This is a genomic window from Herbaspirillum aquaticum (genome assembly GCF_002213425.1).
Classification (GTDB): Bacteria; Pseudomonadota; Gammaproteobacteria; order Burkholderiales; family Burkholderiaceae_D; genus Herbaspirillum; species Herbaspirillum aquaticum.
In genome coordinates this window covers 256,952-275,458 of the sequence record NZ_NJGV01000006.1, presented here as the reverse complement: position 1 = coordinate 275,458, position 18,507 = coordinate 256,952, and the positions used below count along the sequence as shown (strand labels likewise).

15 protein-coding genes are annotated in these 18,507 nt (G+C 65.5%); 3 read left to right on the top strand and 12 right to left on the bottom strand.

From position 1 onward, the window contains the following. Positions 1-44 precede the first annotated feature (44 nt). The gene (locus CEJ45_RS08770; RefSeq protein WP_088754767.1) at positions 45-1,286 is read left to right on the top strand and encodes an MFS transporter; all 1,242 of its coding nucleotides are present in this window, start codon (positions 45-47) and stop codon (positions 1,284-1,286) included. Positions 1,287-1,399: 113 nt separating this feature from the next. Here CEJ45_RS08770 and CEJ45_RS08765 read toward each other — a convergent pair whose 3' ends face one another. The 11 genes from CEJ45_RS08765 to CEJ45_RS08715 form a co-directional block, all read right to left on the bottom strand. Continuing rightward, positions 1,400-2,134, bottom strand: a complete 735-nt coding sequence (locus CEJ45_RS08765) for a PEP-CTERM sorting domain-containing protein (RefSeq protein ID WP_088754766.1) — start codon at positions 2,132-2,134, stop codon at positions 1,400-1,402. Between the two features lie 125 nt (positions 2,135-2,259). Further along, complete coding sequence (locus tag CEJ45_RS08760) at positions 2,260-4,080, bottom strand: methyl-accepting chemotaxis protein (protein ID WP_088754765.1); 1,821 nt, start codon at positions 4,078-4,080, stop codon at positions 2,260-2,262. Between the two features lie 534 nt (positions 4,081-4,614). Next, positions 4,615-6,588, bottom strand: a complete 1,974-nt coding sequence (locus CEJ45_RS08755) for an AMP-binding protein (RefSeq protein ID WP_088754764.1) — start codon at positions 6,586-6,588, stop codon at positions 4,615-4,617. 15 nt (positions 6,589-6,603) lie between these two features. Next, a complete protein-coding gene (locus CEJ45_RS08750) occupies positions 6,604-7,887 on the bottom strand; it encodes an MSMEG_0569 family flavin-dependent oxidoreductase (protein WP_088754763.1) in 1,284 nt (427 codons plus the stop codon). Between the two features lie 49 nt (positions 7,888-7,936). Next, positions 7,937-8,224, bottom strand: a complete 288-nt coding sequence (locus tag CEJ45_RS08745; RefSeq protein ID WP_088754762.1) for an MSMEG_0570 family nitrogen starvation response protein — start codon at positions 8,222-8,224, stop codon at positions 7,937-7,939. Beyond that, a complete protein-coding gene (locus tag CEJ45_RS08740) occupies positions 8,217-9,413 on the bottom strand; it encodes an MSMEG_0565 family glycosyltransferase (RefSeq protein WP_206601740.1) in 1,197 nt (398 codons plus the stop codon). Before CEJ45_RS08740 ends, CEJ45_RS08745 begins: the two co-directional genes overlap by 8 nt. Beyond that, the gene (locus CEJ45_RS08735; RefSeq protein ID WP_088754761.1) at positions 9,414-10,415 is read right to left on the bottom strand and encodes a sll0787 family AIR synthase-like protein; all 1,002 of its coding nucleotides are present in this window, start codon (positions 10,413-10,415) and stop codon (positions 9,414-9,416) included. Continuing rightward, a complete protein-coding gene (locus tag CEJ45_RS08730; RefSeq protein ID WP_088754760.1) occupies positions 10,412-10,975 on the bottom strand; it encodes an MSMEG_0567/Sll0786 family nitrogen starvation N-acetyltransferase in 564 nt (187 codons plus the stop codon). Before CEJ45_RS08730 ends, CEJ45_RS08735 begins: the two co-directional genes overlap by 4 nt. Before the next feature lies 1 nt (position 10,976). Further along, complete coding sequence (locus CEJ45_RS08725; RefSeq protein WP_088754759.1) at positions 10,977-12,059, bottom strand: MSMEG_0568 family radical SAM protein; 1,083 nt, start codon at positions 12,057-12,059, stop codon at positions 10,977-10,979. Further along, complete coding sequence (locus CEJ45_RS08720; RefSeq protein ID WP_088754758.1) at positions 12,016-13,098, bottom strand: Nit6803 family nitrilase; 1,083 nt, start codon at positions 13,096-13,098, stop codon at positions 12,016-12,018. Before CEJ45_RS08720 ends, CEJ45_RS08725 begins: the two co-directional genes overlap by 44 nt. Before the next feature lie 16 nt (positions 13,099-13,114). Further along, entirely contained in the window at positions 13,115-13,597 is a 483-nt protein-coding gene (locus tag CEJ45_RS08715; protein WP_088754757.1) for an MSMEG_0572/Sll0783 family nitrogen starvation response protein, read from the bottom strand. A 443-nt stretch (positions 13,598-14,040) separates the two neighbouring features. Here CEJ45_RS08715 and CEJ45_RS08710 point away from each other — a divergent pair, with 443 nt between their 5' ends. Further along, positions 14,041-15,435 carry an aminotransferase-like domain-containing protein gene (locus CEJ45_RS08710; RefSeq protein ID WP_241517311.1) on the top strand — a complete coding sequence of 465 codons (1,395 nt, stop codon included), beginning with the start codon at positions 14,041-14,043 and terminating at the stop codon, positions 15,433-15,435. A 200-nt stretch (positions 15,436-15,635) separates the two neighbouring features. Then, positions 15,636-16,856, top strand: a complete 1,221-nt coding sequence (locus CEJ45_RS08705) for a cyclic di-GMP phosphodiesterase (protein ID WP_088754755.1) — start codon at positions 15,636-15,638, stop codon at positions 16,854-16,856. 40 nt (positions 16,857-16,896) lie between these two features. On the opposite strand, the gene glpK is transcribed toward CEJ45_RS08705, so the two are convergent. Continuing rightward, entirely contained in the window at positions 16,897-18,378 is a 1,482-nt protein-coding gene (glpK, locus tag CEJ45_RS08700; RefSeq protein ID WP_088754754.1) for a glycerol kinase GlpK, read from the bottom strand. Between the last annotated feature and the right edge of the window lie 129 nt (positions 18,379-18,507).

Below are 18,507 nucleotides of genomic sequence, written 5' to 3'. Positions count from 1 at the left end.
AATGATACGCTTCGAGTCTTCCTCGTGCTTGCCTTCTCCACACCATGACCAGTGCCACCGACTCCAATGCGGCCGTGCCTTCCGGCGCGACTGCCTCCACCGATTCTCCTGCGGCCATCGCCGCCCAGCCGCTGGTGATGAGCATCATCCTGGCCTGCGGCGGTGCGCACCTGATCAATGACATGATCCAGGCGCTGCTGCCCTCGATCTATCCCATGCTCAAGACCGGCTATGGCCTCACCTTTACCCAGGTCGGGCTGATCACGCTGACCTTCCAGGTCACGGCCTCCCTGCTGCAACCCTGGATCGGCATGTATACCGATCGCCATCCCCAGCCCTGGCTGCTGCCCACCGGCGCCGTGGCGACCCTGGTCGGCATCGTGCTGCTGGCGCTGGCGGGCAGCTTCCACGCCTTCCTGCTGGCGGCCGCCCTGATCGGCATCGGTTCCTCCACCTTCCACCCGGAAGCCTCGCGCATCGCCCGTATGGCCTCGGGGGGACGCTTCGGCCTGGCGCAATCGACCTTCCAGGTCGGCGGCAATGCCGGTTCGGCTTTCGGCCCCTTGCTGGCGGCAGCCATCGTGGTGCCCTATGGCCAGGGCAACGTGGCCTGGTTCGTGCTGCTGTCGGTGCTGGCCATCGTGGTGCTGTCGCGGGTGTCGGCCTGGTATCGCGGGCATCTCGCGGCCAACAAGGGCAAAGGCAAGCCGCGCGCGGCCCACGCGCTGCCGGCGGCCACCGTGCGCCGCGCGCTGGTGGTGCTGGCGCTGCTGGTGTTTTCCAAATATTTCTACATGGCCAGCTTCACCAGTTACTTCACCTTCTACCTGATCGAGCGCTTCCAGATGTCGGTGGCTTCCTCCCAGCTGTATCTGTTCCTGTTCCTGGGGGCGGTGGCGGTGGGCACCTTCGTGGGCGGCCCGATTGGCGACCGCATCGGCCGCAAGCTGGTGATCTGGATCTCGATCCTGGGCGCCGCCCCGTTCGCCCTGATGCTGCCGCACGCCAACCTGTTCTGGACGGCCGTGCTGTCGGTGGTGATCGGGCTGGTGATTTCCTCGGCCTTTGCGGCCATCGTGGTCTACGCCCAGGAGCTGGTGCCGGGCAAGGTGGGCATGATTGCGGGGGTGTTCTTCGGCCTCATGTTCGGCTTCGGCGGGATCGGTGCGGCGCTGCTGGGTCACCTGGCCGACCTGTACGGCATCGCCTGGGTCTACAGCCTGTGCGCCTTCCTGCCGCTGGCAGGGGTGCTGACGGTACTGCTGCCGGATGTGCGCGAGCGCTGAGATCGTCGCAGCATTCACGCAAAGACTGTTGGACATGACAAAAAAACGCGCTGGCCCGCAAGCCAGCGCGTTTTTCTTCATACGTGCGCCCAGTGGCGCGGCGCAAACCCGGATCAGGCGGCAGCTGCCGGTACGGATGCAGCAAACTGGCTGCGACGGCGCCAAGCCAGCCATCCCACCATGGCAAGACCGGCCAGCAGCATGGCATAGGTCGACGGTTCCGGCACCGGTGCGACGCTGCGCAGCGAGGCGTTGGAGGTGAACAGGGTGGCGTTGGAAAACGCCGGCACCTGCCCGCCATTGTTGTTCCAGTTGATCGCAAAGCTGCCCGACTTGGTCTGGCCGGCGTTGAGCACCAGGTTGTCGAAGAGGAAGGAACCGGTAGCATTGCCCGCGTGAATGCCCAGCACCAGATCCATCTGCAGGCTCTTGCTGGAGGTGATGCTCCAGGTACCGGATTTGCTGCCATTGGCCACACTGAAGGTCAGGGTCAGGTTGGAACCCAGGACCTGGCTGGCAGAGCCCGACAGGGCGCCGTTGGAGCCGATCTTGCCCAGCAGATTCCAGGTTCCGCCGCCAAACGAACTGCTGAACAGCGAACTGTCGCCATATTGGCCCGACTGCGCGTTGCCGCTGGTCAGCACGAAATTGTTGGCTGTCTTGCCAGCCAGAATCACGTCATTGACGCTGGCGGTACCCAGCCCAGGGCTGCTGGAACCACCGGAACCACCGGAATTACCCGAGTTGCCGGAATTACCGGAGTTGCCGCCACCCTTGTTGTTACCACCAGGCGCTGCGACCGCGATTGAACTGGCTACCAGAAGGATGGCTGCAATCAGGGCTTTCATGACGTTCCTCTTTGTTGTCGAATTGATATCTTTACGGATTTGATTTTAATCAAATGACAACAAAAAGTTTAGTCTTTTTTACAACTAGTTGTTTTTTAAACCACAAATCCTTACCGGTGTGAAATTCATTGCCGCGCCGCATCCCGCAAGCGGAACAAGGCCACCACCTCCGCCAGCCGCGCCGCCTGCTCCTGCAGTTGCTGGGCACCGGCGGCGGCCTCTTCCACAAGTGCCGCGTTCTGCTGCGTTGCCTGGTCCATGTGGGCCACGGCGTCGTTGGTCTGCTGGATGCCCTGGCTCTGCTCGCGGCTGGCCGAGGTGATCTCGGCCACCACGTCGCTGACCTTGCGCACGCTTTCCACAACGCTGCGGATGGTGCTGCCGGCTTCACTGACGGTCTGCTCACCGGCGCGCACCTGCTCCACCGAATCGCTGATCAAGACCTTGATTTCCTTGGCAGCCGTGGCCGAACGCTGGGCCAGCGAGCGCACTTCGGAGGCCACCACCGCAAAGCCGCGTCCCTGCTCACCCGCACGGGCCGCTTCCACTGCCGCATTCAGGGCCAGGATGTTGGTCTGGAAGGCGATGCCGTCGATCACGCTGATGATGTCCACGATCTTCTGCGAAGAGGCATTGATGGCGCTCATGGTCTGGACCACCTGCTCCACCATGGCGCCACCCCGGCCGGCGATCTCGGAGGCCGACTGCGAGAGTTCGTTGGCTTGGTGGGCGTTGTCGGCGTTGTGGCGCACGCTGGAGGTCAGTTCCTCCATGGCCGCGGCCGTCTGCTCCAGCGAGCTGGCCTGCGATTCGGTGCGCTGCGAGAGGTCCATGTTGCCGCTGGCGATGTCGCGGGTGGCGGCGTGGATGGTGTGGCTGGCCTCGCGGATGTCTAGCATGACGTGCTCGACCTTGTCGACGAAGCGATTGAACGCGGCACTGATGCGGCCCAGCTCATCGGTGCTGCCATGGGTATCGAGGCGGCGCGTCAGGTCGCCGTCGCCATCGGCGATTTCTTCCAGCGCACGCTGCACCACCGACAACCGGCGCAGCACCCGCGAGATCAGCGCACCCAGCACCAGGGCAGCGAGGATGGTCACCACCACCGCCATGACGCCCGAGCTGGCCAGCATGGCCGTCAGCGAGGCCAGCGCATCGGCGCGGTCCACCGCCACCACCAGCAGCCAGTCGGTACCGCCCACGCGGGCCGCAAACAGCATCTGCTTGCGGCCGTCCAGCGCCAGTTCCTGATGGCTGTTGGCGGCCATGGCGGCCGACAGCGATTGCGGCGTGATGGCCGCATCCAGGTCCGACAAAGGTTTGAGGCGCAGCTTGTCATTGGGGTGGGCGATGATCTTCCCGCCCAGGTCGACCAGGAAGGCATAGCTGTTGGGAGTGGGCTTGATGGCCACCACATCGGCCACCACGCTGTCGAGCAGTACATCGGCCGCCGCCACGGCAGTGACCTGGCCGTCCTTGGTGATGGCCTCGGCAAAGGTCACCAGCAGCTTGCCGGTACTGGCGCTGGTGTAGGGGGCGGTCAGCACCGGCCCCTTGCTGGAGGAAGCGAGCTGGTACCAGGGACGCTTGGTCGGATCGTAGTCCGGCGCGCGGTTGCGCTGCTGCGAGAACACGGCGTGCTTGTCGGCGTAGCCGATGTAGGCCAGGTCGAAGCCGCCGGCGGTCTCGGCCGCCTTCACGAAGGGCAGCGGTTCGGCGGCGTCAGCGGCCTGCTTGATGGAGGAGACCACCAGTTTCCTGGCATCGGCCCATTCAGCAATGGCCGATGCCTGGCTCTGCGCCAGCTGGGCCATCTGGCCGTCCAGCACGCTCATGGTGCGCGAGCGTGCGGTGATGAAGTTGGTCAGGACGATGGCCAGCATGGCCAGTACGACGATGCCGGCACAGAGGGCAATGAGTCGGGTACGCAGGGAAGAAGATGTCATGGTGTGTTGACCTGGAAAAGCTGTGGATGATCAAGCAAGCGCCCTCGCCGGCACGCAGCCTGGCTGCGGTCGGACCTGAGGGCAGAATGGAATGTTGTTATGACCCCGGTTTGGCCGGAGTGCGGGGAATGGGTCGGTCCTTCATCACGAGCCTGGCCGCAGCCAGGGCTCGTCCCGTTCTGATGCGACCGGACGCCATGCTCGGATCGTTCCCCCGTTGTAGTCACGCAATCCGATTGCTTGCAAGCGTAACAGCGGGCGGCATGGGAACTTCAACAATTCGCGCGGTTCCCGGCAAAGCGGGATGAAGTGATGCGCGCATGCCACGTTGCCATGTGGCAAGTGGCCTCCCGGCGGGTCGCCAGGACTGCGCTGCGATTTTTTGCCGATTTAAGTCTGGCTTAATTTTCGGCGCCTACAGTGGCCACATCGGGATCTCCTCTTTCCCCTTGTCCGCTGCGACGACATCCAGCGGATCTTTCAGCCCGTCCACTCCCCCGGACGGGCTTTTTTTCGTGCGCTGCCGCCGACTGCTCATGCCGGTTCCGGCAGGTCCAGGCGGGCGGCGGCAGCCAATGCCTGCTGCAGTTCCTGCAATTCCGGCGCAGCAACGTCGCCGCTGGCCTCGCGGGCGACCAGTTCGCGTAGGTCCCGGCGCAAGACCTTGCCCGAGCGCGTGCGCGGCAAGGCTTGCGCCAGCACGATGCGGCGCGGCCTGGCCCAGGCGCCGATGGCCGCCACCACGGCGTCTCCCAGCCGATGTTCCAGCAGGCTGCGCTGGTAGCCTGTATCAGGACGCGGCACCACCACGGCCACCGGTACCTGTCCGCGCAGGGGATGCGGTATGCCGAAGACGGCGACCTCGGCCACGGCATCATCGGCCAGCAGGATCTCTTCCACTTCACGCGTTCCCAGCCGCTTGCCCGCCACGTTGATGACATCGTCGGCGCGCCCGAGCACCCGCAGATGGCCCTGTACATCGGCCACGGCGAGATCGAAGGTGGCATAGCGCCACTGCCCGGACGGCGATGACAGCTCGGCCTGTTCCGGCAACTGGCTCCAGTAGGTGCGCACAAACTGTTCATCGCGCTGCCACAGCGTGGTCAAGCAGCCTGGCGGCAAGACACCGGCAGCCATGAGCAAGCCCTTGCTGCCCGGCGCGCAGCTCGCACCGCTGTGCTCATCGCGCAATTCAAGACGATAGCCGGCTGTGGCCAAGCCGGGCGAGCCGCGCTGGCGGCGCAAGGGGGTGTGGCCATCGAGGTCGGTCAAGGGCAGGCCGATGACCGGGGACCCGGTTTCGGTCTGCCAGTAGTGATCGATGACGGGCTTGCCCAGGGCGTCTTCCAGCCAGGCCGCCGTGGGTTCGTCCAGCGGTTCGCCAGCCAGGAACAGGCATCGCAGCGCTGACAGGTCGGCCATGCGGAAGGCCCGGCGCCCGCCGCGCTTGAGCAGGCGCATGGCGGTGGCCGAGGACAGCATCAGGTTCACCCGGTATTTTTCCGCCAGGCGCCACCAGGCGCTGGCATCGGGGCGCATCGGCGAGCCTTCGTAAAGCACCGTGCACATCCCCGTCAGCAGGGGTGCATAGACGCCATAGCTGTGCCCCACCACCCAGCCCAGGTCGGAGGTGGTGAACATGGTCTGCCCCGGCTGGCCCTGGAACAGCAGGGCCATCGACGTCGCCAGGGCGACTGCATGGCCACCGGTATCACGCTGTACGCCCTTGGGCTGGCCGGTGGTGCCGGAGGTGTAGAGCAGGTAGCTGGGCTCGCCGGACTCCAGCCACACGCAGGGCACGTCGGCGTCGAAGTACTGCGTGCGCAAGGCGTGATAATCATGATCACGCTGCGGCACGGCAGTCCAGGGCAGCAGGCCGCGATCGACCACCAGCACCGGGCAGCTGCAGCCGGCGATGTCCATGGCCTGGTCGACCCAGGTCTTGTAGCGGACCGCTACGCCGTTCTGGAAACCGGCATCGGCACACACCACCAGCGCCGGCGCCGCATCGGCAATGCGCGCGGCCAGGCTGGCCGGCGCGAAGCCGCCGAAGACCACCGAATGCACCGCCCCGATGCGGGCACAGGCCAGCATGGCAATGGCTGCCTCGGCCATCATGGGCAAATAGACCAGCACCCGGTCGCCGCGCTGCACCCCGCGAGCAAGCAGGATGGCGGCCATGATGCTGACCTCCCGGTGCAGTTGCCGATAGCTCAGTACGCGCTCCTGCCCCGTCTCCTGCGACACGCACACCAGGGCCGACTGCTCGCCCCGTTCTGGCAGATGGCGGTCGACGGCGTTGTAGCACAGGTTGGTCAGCCCGCCTGCAAACCAGCGGGCAAACGGCGCACGGCCATCATCGAGGACCTGGTCGAAAGCGCGCTGCCAGTGGATGCGGCTGGCCTGCATGCGCCAGAAGGCGTGCGGGTCCTGGCGCGAGAAGTCCATGAGCCGGCCATAGGCGGAGGAGCCGGCCTCCACCGGCAAGGGCTGCGGTGCGGGATGCATGGGCGCCTCCGGCAATCAGGCGGCTTGCGACAGCACCGGCTGCCCGGCCTGCGCGCGCAGCGCCGTGATGTGGTCGAACAGGTAGCGCGCGTCGCGATCGATGCCCGAGAAGCGGCCCGAGCCCCAGGTGTATTGCCACGGCAAGCCGAGGAAATACAGGCCCGGTGCCGCCGTCACGCCACGCTCATGTCCGGGATAGCCACGGCCATCGAAGATGGGCTCGGAGATCCAGCTGAAATCGGTACGGAATCCGATGCACCACACCACCGCCGAGACGCCCCGTGCGCGCAGGTCGAGGGTGCGCACTTCCTCTGCGGGAGGCTGCCAGACCGGCACATAGCGGGCCTCCGTCGGCGCCTCGATCTGTTGCGCGGCGATGAACTTGTCGATGCTGTCCTTGATGCTTTCGGAGACCGCATCGGCTTCATCGAGATAGCCCTTGAGACCGGCCCCGAACCGCACGACCTCGCCGTCGAGGCTGTCGAACTTGCCGTAGAGCTGCATGCCTTCCAGGGCGAATTTGCGCAGGTCGATATCGCGCCCGCCATCACGGCCGGTGACGTAGTGGTTGGTCTTCTCGCGCACGCCCGTGCCCAGCGGATGCTGGTCCACCGGCAGGTCGTAGTACTTCATCTTGTCCAGCCACTCCACCACATCCTTGCCGCGATAGGTGCGCGCCACGCGCGGCGCCTCGCCCACGCCCAAGTGCACGCGGCGTCCGGCCAGGTGCAGGTCTTCGGCGATCTGGCAGCCGGACTGGCCGGTACCGACCACCAGCACCTCGCCCTCAGGCAGCGACTCCGGATTGACATACTGGCTGGAATGGATCTGCACGATATCGGCCGGCAGGCGCTCGGCCGCACGCGGCACCACCGGGATATGGTAGCCACCCACGGCCACCACCACCTGGTCGGCCGTATAGTCGCCATCGCTGGCGGTGATGTGCCAGCCCTCACCTGTGCGCCAGAGTTTCTGGACGCTCACGCCTTCGCGCACCGGGGGCTGGAAGCTGGCCACGAAGCCATCGAGGTAGGCCACGATCTCATCCTTCTTCATGAAACCGTAGGGATCGTCACCGCGATAGGGATAGCCGGGCAGGTTGCATTGCCAGTTGGGTGTGACCAGGCAGAACGTGTCCCAGCGCTCGTTGCGCCAGGCATGGCCGACCTCGTGCTTTTCCAGCACCAGGTGATCGATGGCGGCCTGTTTCAGGTACCAGCTGATGGACAGGCCGGCCTGTCCGCCGCCGATGATGATGACGCTGTGGTGGCGCGCTGCGCCGGAAGATGGGGTAGCCATGATGTTCCTCTTGCGATGTCGTGTTGATGGAGAGTCAGGAAGATGCCGCTCAGGGCGTAAAGGATTCGACCCGCACCACCGGATCGGGACTGGCCTCGAAGCGGGCAGCCAGCTCCTCGATGCGGCGCAGCTGGTCCAGGGCGGATGAACAGGCGAAACCGTATTTCTCGCGCACCCGCTCGCTGCCGATGTTGAGCGCGGTCGCGCTGCGCTGGACGAACTCGGCCAGCGGGTAGCTGCGGCCGGCCTCCAGGTGTTCCTTCACCACCAGCGAGGGCGAATAGCAATCGGTGACGGTGTCGTCCGGCCAGCGGACGCGAAAGTGCATTTCAGGCATGGTGTTCCTCTTGGAAAGACGCTGCCAACGGGGGGCAGCTGATGAAATCTGCATACAGGCCGGCATGCCGCCGTGCCGAGCGCTGCCATGCGAAGCGCGCACATACTTCCCGGCCCGCCGCGATCAAACTTGGCCGCGCAGCCGGGTCCAGCGCATGGGCGATGCCGGCGGCCACCGAGGCCGGGTCGGTCGGATCGACCCAGGCGCAGCAGTCGCCGTCGAGATACTCGGTAAAGGGCGCGATGCGCGAGACCACCACCGGCACGCCGCTGGCCATGGCCTCCAGTACCACCAGGCCGAAACCCTCCCTGAGCGAGGGAAACACCAGCACATCGGCACAGCGGAACAGGGACGGCATGTCGGCGTCGGCCACCTGGCCGAGGATGCGCACGGCGTCGGCCGGCAAGGCGGCGGCCTCAAGCTCGGCCTGGAAGGCTTGCTGGTAGTGCGCGTGATCGAGCACGCTGGCGCCACCGGCAATGACCAGTTGCGCCTGCGGATAGACGCGGCGCAGACGCACGAAAGCCTGCAGGATGCCCAGCGTGTTCTTGCGGGGTTCGACGCCGCCGACGGCCAGCAACAGCGGGGCGCCGGTCAGGCCAAGGGCATGCCGCAAAGCCTGATCGCGGGGTCCTGGCTCGGCGGTATAGCGCAGCGTGTCGACCCCGTTGGACACCAGCGCGGAGCGCACGCCATGTTCGCGCAGCAGGATGTCCTGCCAGGTCCGGCTCACGCACAGCACCAGGTCGGCCTCACGGTAGCCGCGTTCCTGCCAGGCGTGCAGGCGCGCATCGTCGAACTGGTCGAGATGATGCACGGTGCGGACATAGCCGCCGATCACGCCACGCTCGGCCAGGGTGGCCAGTGCGTTGGCGCTGATGGAATCCTGCGCATGGCAGATGTCAAAGCGCCCCATGTCGCGCTGCGCGAAGCAGCGCAGGTAATCGTCGATGCGCTGGCGCACCATGCCAGCCACATCACCGCACTGCGCGGGTCCCGGCACCGGCTGGAAATGGCAGGCCGCAGGCCGGAACAAACCCTTGCCGCGGGCATCGGGGGCAAACAGGGTGACGTCCTGCCCCATGGCCTGCAGGCTCTCGGCCAGTTGCAAGGCGTGTACCACACCGCCGCGCGGATTGACGGAGTGGGTCAGCATGGCGATGCGCAGGGGTGTGCGTAGTGCGTCCATTTACGACTCCCGGCGCGGACCGCAACCGATCAACGCTTCCTCGGCCAGGTTCCAGAACGGCAGCCGCTGCCCCTGCATGCACAGGTCGAGCTGGCGGCTGTCATCGATGCGGCCGATGGCGGCAGCGGCAATGTCGCGCGCGGCGAAGCGGGACAGTACTTCCTGCAGGTCCTCCCCGGCCACGCTGAGCAAAAAACCATAGCTGGGGAAGGCGCCCAGCCAGCGCAGGAAATCGGCCTCCGGCGGACGCGGCACGGCATCCAGGTCGATCACCGCCCCCTTGCCGGAACACTCCAGCAGCATCAGGGCGGTCCCGATCACGCCGGCCATGCTGATGTCCTTGGCCGCCCGCACCAGGCCTGCCTCGGCCAGCCCGGGCAGCACCTCGAGATCAGCGCGCAAGCGTTCGGCGGGCGCACCGGTGCTGGCATTCCAGTAGGCATAGGGTTCCTGGAAGCGTCCGCGCAAATCGATGGCCGCCACCAGGTGCTCGCCACTGCGCGCATCGAAACTGGTGAGCAGCCGCTTGGCCCGGCCCATGATGGCAACCGACAACTGCTCGCGGTCATTGCGGCCATTGCTGTGTCCGCCCACCAGCGGTACGCCGTAGACGCGGGCGCCCTCGGCCAGGCCCTCGAGGATGGGACGTGCAGCCTCGTCGCCACGGCTCCACAGCGCATCGACCACCGCCAGGGGACGGCCGCCCATGGCATAGATGTCGCTGACGTTGACCATCACGCCGCAGTAGCCGGCAAACCAGGGCTGCTGCTCCACGAACTCATTGATGAATCCTTCGATGGCAAACAGCAGGTAGCCGTCGCCATCGGGAATGGCGGCACAATCATCGCCCACGGCCAGGGTATGGCCCTGGTGCCGGATCGCCGCCGCCATCGGCAAGGCCTGCATCACAGCGTCGATATCGCGCTTGTGGGCGATGCCGCGCGAGCTGCGCAAGGCCTCGACGATCTGCGCCAGCGCGGCGCTGCCGTGGCGCGCATTCATGGCTTTTGCTCCTGGCGGCCACCCACGATGAAACCGACGTCGCCATCGCTGATGGGCGGATAGAAGGACAGGTCGGCCTGCATCTGGTGATGCGGCAGCCCATGCACTTCGATCTCGGCCAGGGTATGCCAGTGCAGGCGCCGGAACAGCGGTGCATTCTGGCTCTGCACCTGGGCCAGGAAGGTGTGGCAGCCATGCGCATGGGCGGTGGAGACGGCCAGCTTGATGAGGCCGCTGCCGACCGAGCCGATGCGGCGCGCATGCTGCGCCACGGCCAGCCGGGAACCGTGCCACACGCCTGGCGAAGATTCATGGATACGCACCGTTCCTATGATTTCCCGCCAACCATCGGCGCGCTCAAGAACGGCCACGATGGGCATGGCGATGCTGTCGATGGCATCGGTGTCGTCCTCCCGGAAGACACCCTGCTCGGTGCAGAACACGTCCCGGCGCAGGCGGCGCGCTGCTTCGCGCTCCCCTTTGTCCAGCGCCAGCTTGATGCGCACGCCTTGCGCCAGGATTTCAGGCGCGAGGGAAATTTTTTCGGCCACGTCGCTCATGTCATTTCCTTTCGAACGAAGACAGCGAGGAACACGCACCGCACTTGCCGCAGCCGGCCTTGGCGTCGCCCGAGCGCATGCCCGCGCTCTCCAGCATGTCAGCCAGGGGCGCGAGCAGGCGACGCATCGATGCGGCATCGGGAGAAGGGTGATCTTCCAGCGGCGTGCCCGAGATCGGGACGAAGGGCACCACGAAGGGATACACGCCCAGTGCGATGAGCTGCTCGCTCATCCTGAGGATGGCCTCGTCGCTGTCACCCAGGCCGGCCAGGATGTAGGTGCTGACCTGCCCGCGTCCGAACACCTCGACGGCAGCGGCGAATGCCTCCATGTAACGCTCCACCGGCACCGTGGCCTTGCCGGGCATGATGCGCTTGCGCACTTCCGGCGTGACCGCTTCCAGGTGCATGCCCAGGGTATCGATGCCGGCATCGGCCATGCGGCGGAACCAGGCGTTGTCGTCCGGCGGCTCGCACTGGCCCTGGATCGGCAGGTTCACCGCCGACTTCACGCCGAAGGCACTCTCGCAGAGCAGCTGCGCACCGCGATCGGTGGCATTGGGCGTACCGGTGGTCATGACCATGTGCTTGACGCCATCGAGCAGCACTGCCGCACGCGCCACCTCGCCCAGCTGCTCGGGCGTCTTGCGCAGGATGGTACGGCCGGCCGCCAGCGACTGGCCGATGGCGCAGAACTGGCAGGACTTGCGGCGGCTCTCGTAACGGATGCAGCTCTGCAGGATGGTGGTGGCCAGCACATCGGCGCCATGCAGCGTGGCGATCTTGCCGTAGGGGATGCCATCAAAGGTCTGCATCTTGTAGAAGCGCGGCTGGTGCGGGAAGGACACCACGCCCACTTCCACGCCATCGCGCAGGATGCGCGAAGCGCCATCGGCGCCGGGCTGCGTGGCCACATACGGCGAGGACCAGGCCCCGGCCGTATGCACCGGGATCATCACGGTATGCCCGTCGACGGTCACCGCCTTGTGATCCGACGGCCCTGCCCCGCCCCGGCGGCTCTGTGCGCCGGCTGCGGGATCGTCAAGACGCAGCCCCAAGGACTGCAGTTCCGAGATCAATTCCATGGGGGCCTTGCGGCTCGGACGCTGGGGGTGCAACTGGATGACGGCTGTCTGCATGATGGGACCTCGTGGAGGAGTGGATGACAGGTGCGGGCTGTTCGGCCGGGAACAGCGAAGACATGGGCGAAGTGCGGCGATCATCGATCACCAGGTGCAGCAGTTCCGGGCGCGCATAATGGCCCACCGAATCCATCATGCGCTTGCGCTTGGTGACCAGTTCCATGTCCAGGTCGGCCACCAGGATGCCTTCGCCGCTGCGCAGGGGTTCGGCCAGCAGCTTGCCTTCGGGCGAGACGATGGCGGTACAGCAACCACCGCGCAGGGCCTTCTGCGCCTTGGGGTCGGGCTCGATGGCGGCGATCTGCTCATCGGTGAGCCAGCCGGTCGCATTGATGACGAAGCAGCCCGATTCCAGTGCGTGATGGCGGATGGTCACCTCCATCTGGTCGGCGAAGATCTGGCCCACCATGGAACCGGGAAACTGTGCGCAGTGGATTTCCTCGTGTTGCGCCATGAGGCTGTAGCGCGCCAGCGGGTTGTAGTGTTCCCAGCAGGCCAGCGCCCCCAGGCGGCCCACGGCGGTGGGCACCACCTTCAGGCCGCTGGCATCGCCTTGGCCCCAGATCATGCGTTCGTGATAGGTCGGCGTGATCTTGCGGCGCTTCAATACCAGGGTGCCATCGGCATCAAAGACCAGTTGCGTGTTGTAGAGCGTGCCGTGATCGCGTTCGTTGACGCCCAGCACCACCACCGTGCCATGCGCGCGTGCGGCTTCGGATACCGCCTGGGTCACGGGACCGGGCACCGTCACGGCCCGCTCGTAGAGCAGCAGGTGTTCCGGGCCCGAGGCGAAGGGCGGCCTCACGAACGAGAAGTACGGATAGTAGGGAACGAAGGTTTCCGGAAACACGACCAGTTGCGCGCCTTGCGCAGCGGCCTCGGCAATGGCCTGGCAGACCTTGGCCACGGTGCCGTGTTCGCTGTCGAGGTCGGGCGCGATCTGTACCGCCGCCGCCCGTACCGTTCTCTTGTGATTGCTCATGGGGCCGCCCTTCCGCTTACAGGGTCCAGGTGTCGAGGATGAAGGCGTTGTCGCGACGATGCAGCAGCACCAGGTCCAGCACGTCCAGCGGATTGATGGGGCGGATGCCCGGGATCAGCGAGGGCTCGCCGTGACCGTACAGGGCCTGCAGGGCGAAGCGGCAGGCGTAGACCTTGCCGCCCTCTTCCATGAACTTGACGATCTGCTTGTTGAAGTTCTGGTGACCGGGGAAAGCCTCATCGCCCAGGGTCGGGAAACCGCGCTGCACGCCCAGCGTCACACCGGGACCGTAGAGCAGGATGGAGGTCTCGAAACCCTTGCGCTTCAGGCGCGTGGCCTGCAGCAGGTTGACGAAACCGATCGAGCCTTCGAAGGCCACCGTATGGAACGTCACCAGCGCTTTTTCTCCCGGCTGGGCTTTGACGTCTTCGAATACCTTCTCTTCATAATCCACCAGGAAATCGCCGGGGGTGTGGGCTGCTTTGGTGACTGCGGGCATGGTGATACTCCTCTCGATTGCTGTTGGTCTGCACTTGGGGAAGTGGTCCGGCGACCTCGCCGCGACGCTGGCATTGAATGCATCAGGCGTGCCACCAGCACCCCGTCAATGGGCAAATTGACTGCATAAAAATCCCGTCAATCGCAGCATTCCGATGCCACCCCCAGCTGCTGTGCGGCTTGCCGAATCGTCACCGGCGAACGGTTTTTTGCGGGCCATGAAGCAATCCATTCAATCCCTCCATACAATCCGCAAACACCGCGCAAACCCGCTTGCACCCTGGCGCAGCGCCGTGTCTTGAGTTGGTGCGCCGGCACTGCGCGGGATGACGCAAGACGGTGCAATCGCAGCTCCTTTGCAGCCCGATTGGATGGAATGCAAATTGCATTCAATGAGGCTTTTCGATGCAGTCAATGTTGAACGCCGGAAACGAGGAAGCCGCCATGCCCAAGAACAGCACCCTGTGGGTCCCGAAATTGAAGAAGGGCAGCGGACCGCTCTACCTGGCCATCGCCAATGCGATCGCCGAGGATGTCGCCACCGGCCACCTGCAGCCCGAGCAGCGCCTGCCGCCGCAACGCAAGCTGGCCGAGTTGCTGGACCTGGACTTCACCACGGTGGCCCGCGCGTATACGGAAGCGCATCGGCGCGGCCTGGTGGATTCGGTGGTGGGACGCGGCACCTTCGTCTGCGGCAAACGCCGTCCGCGCATCCCGCGCGTGACCGAAGGCCGGCCCAATGTGGACATGTCGATGAACATGCCGCCCGAGCCGGAGTCGCCGGAGCTGATGGAATTGATGCAGTCGGGATGGAGCAAGGTCAACGGCCGCCTGCGCGACCTGATGCGCTACCAGGATTTCGGCGGATCGCCGGAGGATCGCGAAGCCGGTGCGCTCTGGCTGCGCCGACGCGCGCTGCTGGTGGAACCGGAACGGGTACTGGTGACGCCGGGCGCGCAATGTGCGCTGCTGGCCATCCTCACCATGGTGGTCGGGCCGGGCGGCGTGCTCTGCTGCGAGGACGTCACCTATCCCGGCCTGCGGGCACTGGCCGGGCATCTCAACATCAAGCTGGTCGGCTTGCCGATGGACAATGAAGGCATCGATGCCGTGGCCTTCGCGGGCGCCTGCGCGCAATACGCGCCCAAGGCGCTGTATTGCAATCCCACGCTGCTGAACCCGACCACCTGCACGACCTCGGTGTCACGGCGCCAGGCGCTGGTGGAGATCGCCCGCCACTACGAGGTCGCCATCATCGAGGACGATGCCTACGGTTTCCTGCCGCGCAATGCGCCACCGGCCATCGCCAGCCTGGGCAGCGAACTGACCTACTACGTCACGGGCCTGGCCAAGACCGTGGGCGCGGGCTTGCGCATCGCCTACATGGTGGCGCCGGACGTGGCCTCGGCCGCACGCCTGACGGCCGCCCTGCGCGCGACCACGGTCATGGCCTCGCCGGTCACCTCGACCCTGGCCACGCACTGGATCCGCGACGGCGTGGCCGACCTGGCGCTGGCCAACATCCGCAAGGAGTCGATGGCCCGCCAGAAGATCGCCGCCCGCATCCTGCCCGAGCACAGCTATGCCTCCGAAGCGGAGGCCTTCCACCTGTGGCTCAAGCTGCCCGGCGGCTGGCAGGCCAGCAGCTTTTCCGCCCAGATGCGCAGCAATGGCGTGGCCGTGGTGGGGGTGGATGCTTTCTCGGTGACGGCCGCCCCGGTGCAGGCCGTGCGGGTGTGCATCGGCGGCATCGCCAGCCGCAGTGACATCCAGCATGCCCTGGGCCTCATCCGCAGCACCCTGGCCGACCAGCCGCTGATGAAACCGGCCGTGGTCTGAAACCGGGCCAGGTACGCCGGCAGCCCGCAACGGCGCGGCATTGGCACGATTGCAACAAATCAGAAACGTTCACATATGGTCATGCATATGAGATCATTAACGACAAGCAATCCTGTCCGCGTACCCTCGGCGCTCCATCGCCTGCGGCCAAGAGCGCCACGCCAACCCGTTCCCCGGTGCGCCGGAAAGATGTACGAGAAATGTTGAAAAAAATTAAAACGGAGGATCTGGTCCTCGGGATGTATTTCTGCGGCTTCGAAGCGGCCTGGCTGGACCACCCGTTCTGGAAGAACAAGTTCCTGCTCAAGAATGAAGCCGACCTGAAGCAGGCGCATGCCAGCGGCATCGCCCACTGCTGGATCGATCCGGAACGCGGGCTGGATGTGGCCGAGACGAACGGGCAAGGGGCAGCCCCTGAAGACAGCGCACCCGTGCCCGCCGAGCCTGCCCCCGAACTGCCGCCGGGTCCGGACATCGACACCACCCTGCTGGAAGCCGAAGCCCTGCGCGAGAACGCCAAGAAGGCGACCAAGGCCATGTTCAGCGAAGCCCGGCTGGGCAAGGCGCTGGACATGGAGCGCTGCGTGACGGTGGTGGAGGAAATTGCCGGGGCCGTCCTGCAAAGCCCCAATGGCACGCTCAGCGTGCTGCGCCTGAAACTGGCCGATGAATATACCTACCTGCACTCGGTGGCGGTCTGCGCCCTGATGGTCGCCCTGGGGCGCACCCTGGGCCTGGACGAGAAGGCCTGCCGCGAAGCCGGCCTGGGTGGTTTCCTGCACGATGTGGGCAAGGCCTTCCTGCCGCACGACCTGCTCAACAAGCCCGGCAAGCTCACCGACGATGAATTCACCCTGATCAAGAAGCATCCCGAACTGGGCTACAAATACCTGAGCCTGGACCCCAACGTGCCCGATTACGCGCGCGATGTCTGCCTGCACCATCACGAGAAGATGGACGGCCACGGCTACCCGGAACTGCTGCGCAGCGGCCAGATCAGCCTGTATGCGCGCATGGCGGCGATTTGCGACGTGTATGACGCGCTCACCTCGGACCGTCCCTACAAGCGCGCCTGGGACCCTGCCGAAGCAATTTCCAGCATGGCCTCCTGGACCGGCCACTTCGACCGCGCCATGTTCCTGGCCTTCGTCAAGACCCTGGGCATCTACCCGGTCGGCTCCATCGTCAAGCTGGAATCGGGCCGCTCCGGTTTCGTGATCCGCCAGAATGCGCAGGACCTGACGCGCCCGGTGTTGAAGGTGTTCCGCTACAACGACGACATGGAAATGAGCGACACCGAGATCCTCGACCTGATGGCCACGCCCGAAGCCGATACCATCGTCGCCCGGGGCGGCGAGGAATGGGCGCGCCTGAGCCATCTCGACACCATGCAGATGCTCAGCACCGGCACGCCAAACTGATGCATCCCGGCGGCGCAGCGCTGCGCCGCCGCTTTCTCGATCAAGCCGCGCTGACCTGGCGGATGGCCGCCTCCCAGGCATGAATGCGTTCCTGCGCCTGCTCGCGCGTGAAGTGCGGCTCGAAGGTGCGCTCCATGCGCCACTGTGCAGACAGCTCCGACAAGTCACGATAGACACCCGTGGCCACCCCGGCCAGATAGGCCGCACCCAGCGCCGTGGTTTCGGTCACTTGCGGACGGATCACCGGAATGCCCAGCAGGTCGGCCTGGAACTGCAGCAGCAGGTTGTTGGCCGCGGCCCCGCCATCGACACGCAATTCAGTGATGGGCGAGACCGCATCCTTGACCATTGCATTGAGCAAGGCGGTGCTCTGGAAGGCAATCGATTCCAGCGCCGCGCGGGCGATGTGGGCCACCGTGCTGCCCCGACTCAACCCGACGATGGCGCCCTTGGCACCGGGATTCCAGTACGGCGCACCCAGCCCCGTGAAGGACGGCACGAACACCACCCCGCCCGAATCTTCCACCGTGCAGGCCAGTCCCTCGACGTCGGTGGAGGTCTTGATGGCCTTCAAGCCATCACGCAGCCACTGCACCACGGCACCGCCGATGAAGACGCTGCCTTCGAGCGCATATTGTTTGCGTTCATCGACCTGGCAGGCAGCGGTACTGATGAGGCCGTTGTGCGATGTCGCGCACTGGTCACCGGTATGCAGCAGCATGAAGCAACCGGTACCGTAAGTATTCTTGGCCATGCCAGGACGCACGCAGGCCTGGCCGAACAGGGCCGATTGCTGGTCGCCGGCGATGCCGCCGATCTTGACCGCCGCACCCAGGTGCTGGGCATCGATCTCGCCATAGAGGTAGGCCGAAGCATGCACCTGCGGCAGCATCGCGGCGGGAATATCGAGCCACTGCAGCAGTTCTTCATCCCAGGCACCGGTGTGGATGTTCCACAGCATGGTGCGCGAGGCATTGGAGACATCGCTCACGTGCAGGCGGCCCCCGGTCAGGTTCCAGACCAGCCAGGAATCGACGGTGCCGAACAGCAGTTCGCCCCGTTCGGCACGCGCACGCAGGCCGTCGACGTTGTCCAGGATCCAGCGCAGCTTGGTCCCGGAAAAATAAGGATCGAGCACCAGCCCGGTCTTCTTCTGGATGGCCTCGCCGAGTCCTCGTTCACGCAGCGCCGCGCACACCACTTCGGCGCGGCGATCCTGCCAGACCACGGCGTTGTAGACCGGCTTGCCGGTGGCGCGCTCCCACACCACGGTGGTCTCGCGCTGGTTGGTGATGCCCAGGGCCGTCAGTTCTTCGGCCTTGATGCCGCTTTGTGCCAGTACCTTCTGCGCCGTCTGCAACTGGCTCTGCCACAGGTCCATGGGGTCGTGCTCGACCCAGCCCGGCTGCGGGAATATCTGCGGGAATTCCTGCTGGGCCGTGGCGACGATGGCGCCGCTCTGGTCGAAGATGATGCTGCGCGAGCTGGAGGTACCCTGGTCGAGGGCGAGCAGATAGGCCATGATGATTCCTTGCAGACGACTGAAATACTAAGGTTTGAAAATGGAATAACACATTCCTGCGGGCCGCAACCGCAATCTACATGCGGTCCATCACGGAAGAGACTAAGGTTCAACGTAAAACCAAGTCAA

What these genes read in the sequence shown, in the direction of transcription:
- CEJ45_RS08770 (WP_088754767.1), top strand. Translation starts at nt 45, where the DNA reads ATGACCAGTGCCACCGACTCCAATGCGGCCGTGCCTTCCGGCGCGACT.
- CEJ45_RS08765 (WP_088754766.1), bottom strand. Translation starts at nt 2,134, where the DNA reads ATGAAAGCCCTGATTGCAGCCATCCTTCTGGTAGCCAGTTCAATCGCG.
- CEJ45_RS08760 (WP_088754765.1), bottom strand. Translation starts at nt 4,080, where the DNA reads ATGACATCTTCTTCCCTGCGTACCCGACTCATTGCCCTCTGTGCCGGC.
- CEJ45_RS08755 (WP_088754764.1), bottom strand. Translation starts at nt 6,588, where the DNA reads ATGCATCCCGCACCGCAGCCCTTGCCGGTGGAGGCCGGCTCCTCCGCC.
- CEJ45_RS08750 (WP_088754763.1), bottom strand. Translation starts at nt 7,887, where the DNA reads ATGGCTACCCCATCTTCCGGCGCAGCGCGCCACCACAGCGTCATCATC.
- CEJ45_RS08745 (WP_088754762.1), bottom strand. Translation starts at nt 8,224, where the DNA reads ATGCCTGAAATGCACTTTCGCGTCCGCTGGCCGGACGACACCGTCACC.
- CEJ45_RS08740 (WP_206601740.1), bottom strand. Translation starts at nt 9,413, where the DNA reads ATGGACGCACTACGCACACCCCTGCGCATCGCCATGCTGACCCACTCC.
- CEJ45_RS08735 (WP_088754761.1), bottom strand. Translation starts at nt 10,415, where the DNA reads ATGAATGCGCGCCACGGCAGCGCCGCGCTGGCGCAGATCGTCGAGGCC.
- CEJ45_RS08730 (WP_088754760.1), bottom strand. Translation starts at nt 10,975, where the DNA reads ATGAGCGACGTGGCCGAAAAAATTTCCCTCGCGCCTGAAATCCTGGCG.
- CEJ45_RS08725 (WP_088754759.1), bottom strand. Translation starts at nt 12,059, where the DNA reads ATGGAATTGATCTCGGAACTGCAGTCCTTGGGGCTGCGTCTTGACGAT.
- CEJ45_RS08720 (WP_088754758.1), bottom strand. Translation starts at nt 13,098, where the DNA reads ATGAGCAATCACAAGAGAACGGTACGGGCGGCGGCGGTACAGATCGCG.
- CEJ45_RS08715 (WP_088754757.1), bottom strand. Translation starts at nt 13,597, where the DNA reads ATGCCCGCAGTCACCAAAGCAGCCCACACCCCCGGCGATTTCCTGGTG.
- CEJ45_RS08710 (WP_241517311.1), top strand. Translation starts at nt 14,041, where the DNA reads ATGCCCAAGAACAGCACCCTGTGGGTCCCGAAATTGAAGAAGGGCAGC.
- CEJ45_RS08705 (WP_088754755.1), top strand. Translation starts at nt 15,636, where the DNA reads ATGTTGAAAAAAATTAAAACGGAGGATCTGGTCCTCGGGATGTATTTC.
- glpK (WP_088754754.1), bottom strand. Translation starts at nt 18,378, where the DNA reads ATGGCCTATCTGCTCGCCCTCGACCAGGGTACCTCCAGCTCGCGCAGC.